Genomic DNA, 3,456 nt, shown 5'->3' on the forward strand with positions numbered 1-3,456 from the left:
CATTACCAGTAGCAACATAGCCAGTACCCCGGAAGATGGCCTTCCAGGCCCCATTGCCGCCGGCTCCTCCACCGCCGAAGATGGTCCCCAAGGTGTTGTCGATGCGGATGCGGATTCGTGTGTAGATTGCGGTGCCACCGTTGACCACGCCACCCATGCGACCCCGGTTGATGATGGTCAGGCGGTCATGTGGAATGCCAGCGATGTTGAGCGAGGCAACATCTACCCCTGCGTTGATCGTGCAGGTGATCTGGCCAGACCCATTCCATCCCCGGGCACGCGCAAGGGCAGCAATATCTGGGCTACGCACGCTTGCGGCTATTGCCATAGAGACGTGGCCGCCAAGTGCCGAGATCATGCGGGCCATCACCATGGGTTGGCCCCTCCTATATGGAGGTTCCAAACGCCGTCAACGCGTGCGATAAGCGCCATCGTCGTGATCGTGTTGGCGCTCAGCGCGGGAACCCCGCCGACGGGCAGCTTTACGTTGCTGGAGAACGTTATCGGCGAGGCATTCACCATCGAAATCAGGATTGATAGCTGGTCGCCAAAGCCCCTGGGGTTGGTCACGTTGATCGTTACGGCATTGAAGACTTCAACCCAGTTCGCTGTTGCAATGCTGGGATCTACCGTGTAAGAGGGTGCAGCTGCGCCCAGGTGCCTTCCTGACTCAATCAGCGTCCTGTTAGTGAAAATCCGATGCCACGGGCCCCAAGTCGTGTCATGCAGCTGGCGCTCAAAGATCCAGCCTTGCTGCGCGCCATCAAGCACCTGCGTTGCCCGCTGCGTCTTTCGCACGGCCGTGCCGAACGTAAATACATTCCAGCAAGAAATAGCCAGCGTTGTCGGCCAGTCGGCACCGGCCCCTGTGCCGTCATTGAAGCTGGCCCACTGCCCCAAAGGTGCATCTGCCATGGATACCGCTTTGGTGTAGATGGGGCCCGATCGCTCCACCAAGCCGGTGACTACCCCAGTGCGCCCCATCACAGAAGCTACAGGGCCGGCCTGTATGGCATCCATCGCGGCACGAACGTCTTGAACAGCGGTGTCCGCTGCCTGGCGACTCGCTTGTGCAGCCGCCGCCGATTGACCCGCAGCAGCAGCAGCATTCTGGGCTTCTAGCGCCTTTTCCTGCGCCCATTGCGAATTAGTGTAGACCTGACTGAGGGCGGTGTTAAAAGCGATTCGTTGCGTCTCATAAGATGCCGCAAGGGCAAACGCTTTGGAGCTGAAAGTCACCCGGTCATCCGTGGGCTGCGGCGCTGGCGGGTATGCGGGGACGGGTGTTGGAACGACTAAAGGCATCACACCTCCTCAAGTTGAATAGCAAACATCGAGTAGTCGTAGTACTCGATAGAAACAGACCAGTCTTTGGCAATGCCAAACACGTTCAGGGCCTCGATGTCCTGAGAGCCCAGGAACAGAATTGGCTTTGCCCGGTTTTGGGCCATGTAGTTTTTGATGGCAGTTATTTCCGTGCGCCTGATGGGCACCGACATATCTGCCCAGCCGATATAGGTACGCTCGACCAGCACCCGGTTGCCGAACTCATCCAAGGTTTTCTTGGAAAAGTCCTGGATACCCACCGATGCCCCCAGTTGAACGCCGTGTCCCCACTCCTGGGCATTGCCCAGGATGAGGTTGCCCACTTCCATCTTGGTCGTGCCAGTGAAGTCAACCAGTACGTCAGCCTGCGGATAAGCTGGCAGGCCTGTGAAAAGGCCAAGTGCCCCTGTAGGCGTCCATTGCCCGAAGTGCCACTCCCACCAATCTGCAGCGGCCGGCGCCAAGCCCACGGTTAGGTTCTTGTCGTAGACCGTTCCAAAAGTTGGATCTACAACGCGAACTCGGACGGATTGCACATCTACGAGGCCAATGGCAGACACAGCATCCACCGTGCGCCCAAACCTGAACCGGTAGGATGCCGTCGCATTGAACTTGGAGCTCTGCGACGTGCGCCCATTAAAAAGGGCCCACGTATTGGTGGGCCCTACCTTGATCCAGAGCGTGGGGTTGTCCGGCGGAGGCACTGCATCGTTGACTGCGGCCCCGGCCTGGTACACCTGGTGCTTGTAGCGGACCCTTGACCCTTGCGGCCAAGAGCCCGCCACCCAGGCAACCGCTGAATCCTCCAGGGGAGGCTGAGCGATCAGAACGCTGTCGGTGATCTCCAGCGGGCTGACAGTTCTAAGTCCTGTCATGCGCTTTCCTCCTCTTCTCTGGGTTGGGGCATGCCCTCTGCATCCCACCTCGTCAGCACCTTGTTCATGCGCTGCACGGCAGGGACAGAAGCAGCAGCTTCAGACTTGCGATTGTTGTCATGGTTCTCCAGAGCGACGCGCAGAGCACGCACCTCGGATACCAAAACCGGGTTATCGCTCGACGACTGCAGCGCGCCGGAGAACGCCGCACTACCCGTCGTTTGAATTACCCGGCCTGCTGCAGCCGAAGCCGCCTCTGCGATCTGCTGGTTACCAATGTCAACCCCATACTTGCCTGCAAGGTAGTTACGGGTATCGGTCAGCGAAGCCAGCCACTCAGCCTGCTTTAGCAATACATCGGCTTGCGACGACGCATTTGCCTTGGCGATGTTTTCCAGGTTGCGGATGATCTCTGGCAGCTCGTCGGCTGCATCCTGATCCCCGGCCCGGGCCTGGGCGGTCTTGATGGCAAACAAGGCCTCGTAGTACGCGGCCCCTTGGTCATCGGTCACGCCCAGCAGCTCGCTACGCAAACGCTCCATCTCGTTCAGCATGGAATCAATGGTTTTGCGCCACTGATCCGCCAGCTTCTTGGCTGCGGCCGCTGCATCCTCTGCCGCTTTCGTTGCAGAGTCGTAGCCCTTGGCCACATCCTTGATGGCGGGGCTGTAGGTAGACATGGGAGGGATCACCGATCCAATGTCATTGCCCAGGTCGCGCACAAAGTCAATGGTCTCGTCCAGCATGGCCTTGAACGCAGGGTCATTGAGCAGCGTCTTGAGTGCCACTGCTGCGGCCTTAGCGTTCGCCACCATCGTTTCAATCGCCGCGCCACTCACCAGACCCGATACCGAAGAGCCCGCCATCGCTGCGGTAACCACCGGAGTGATAACGCCGTCAATGATCGAGTTGAGGATGGTGGTCACCGCCTGGCGGTAGATGGCCTGCTCAAAGCCGGATGCGATGCTGTCTGCCAGCCACTCGCCAGCCTGTGCGCCACGCCCCTCGTTGATCTCGTTAATGAAGCCATCAACCAGGCCATCGACCGAAAGGCCGAGCGTCGAGAGGGTTTCCTCGCGGATCTCAATCAGCTCCTGCATGCGCGCTGTCAACTCGTCCCGCGCTTGCTGCAGGCTCGCGCTTGCAGCATCTGCGCCGGCGGCAAAGTCGTCTGCGAATTGCAGCAACTTGGCAAGCATCACCTCGTCTTTGTCTGCAATCGCCTTTTCGACCAGGGCGCGGTACTTGGCCTTGG

The 3,456-nt window shown here is 59.4% G+C and carries 3 protein-coding genes and 1 pseudogene; all 4 read right to left on the minus strand.

Features of this window, described 5'->3' with window-relative positions; all coding sequences use genetic code 11:
* Nucleotides 1–373: pseudogene (locus tag LPW39_RS23350) on the minus strand (hypothetical protein); the annotation flags it as partial.
* The gene (locus tag LPW39_RS23355) at nucleotides 367–1,239 is read right to left on the minus strand and encodes a hypothetical protein (RefSeq protein WP_230781172.1); all 873 of its coding nucleotides are present in this window, start codon (nucleotides 1,237–1,239) and stop codon (nucleotides 367–369) included. The gene LPW39_RS23355 and the pseudogene LPW39_RS23350, both read right to left, overlap by 7 nt.
* A 65-nt stretch (nucleotides 1,240–1,304) precedes the next feature.
* Nucleotides 1,305–2,201 (minus strand): hypothetical protein, encoded by an 897-nt coding sequence (locus LPW39_RS23360; protein ID WP_230781174.1) that lies wholly within the window; start codon nucleotides 2,199–2,201, stop codon nucleotides 1,305–1,307.
* Nucleotides 2,198–3,456 (minus strand): hypothetical protein (locus tag LPW39_RS23365; protein ID WP_230781176.1); only part of this gene is annotated, 1,259 nt, incomplete at its 5' end. The genes LPW39_RS23360 and LPW39_RS23365, both read right to left, overlap by 4 nt.

Source organism: Comamonas koreensis (genome assembly GCF_021026195.1).
Classification (GTDB): domain Bacteria; phylum Pseudomonadota; class Gammaproteobacteria; order Burkholderiales; family Burkholderiaceae_C; genus Comamonas; species Comamonas koreensis.

What these genes read in the sequence shown, in the direction of transcription:
- LPW39_RS23360 (WP_230781174.1), bottom strand. Translation starts at nt 2,201, where the DNA reads ATGACAGGACTTAGAACTGTCAGCCCGCTGGAGATCACCGACAGCGTT.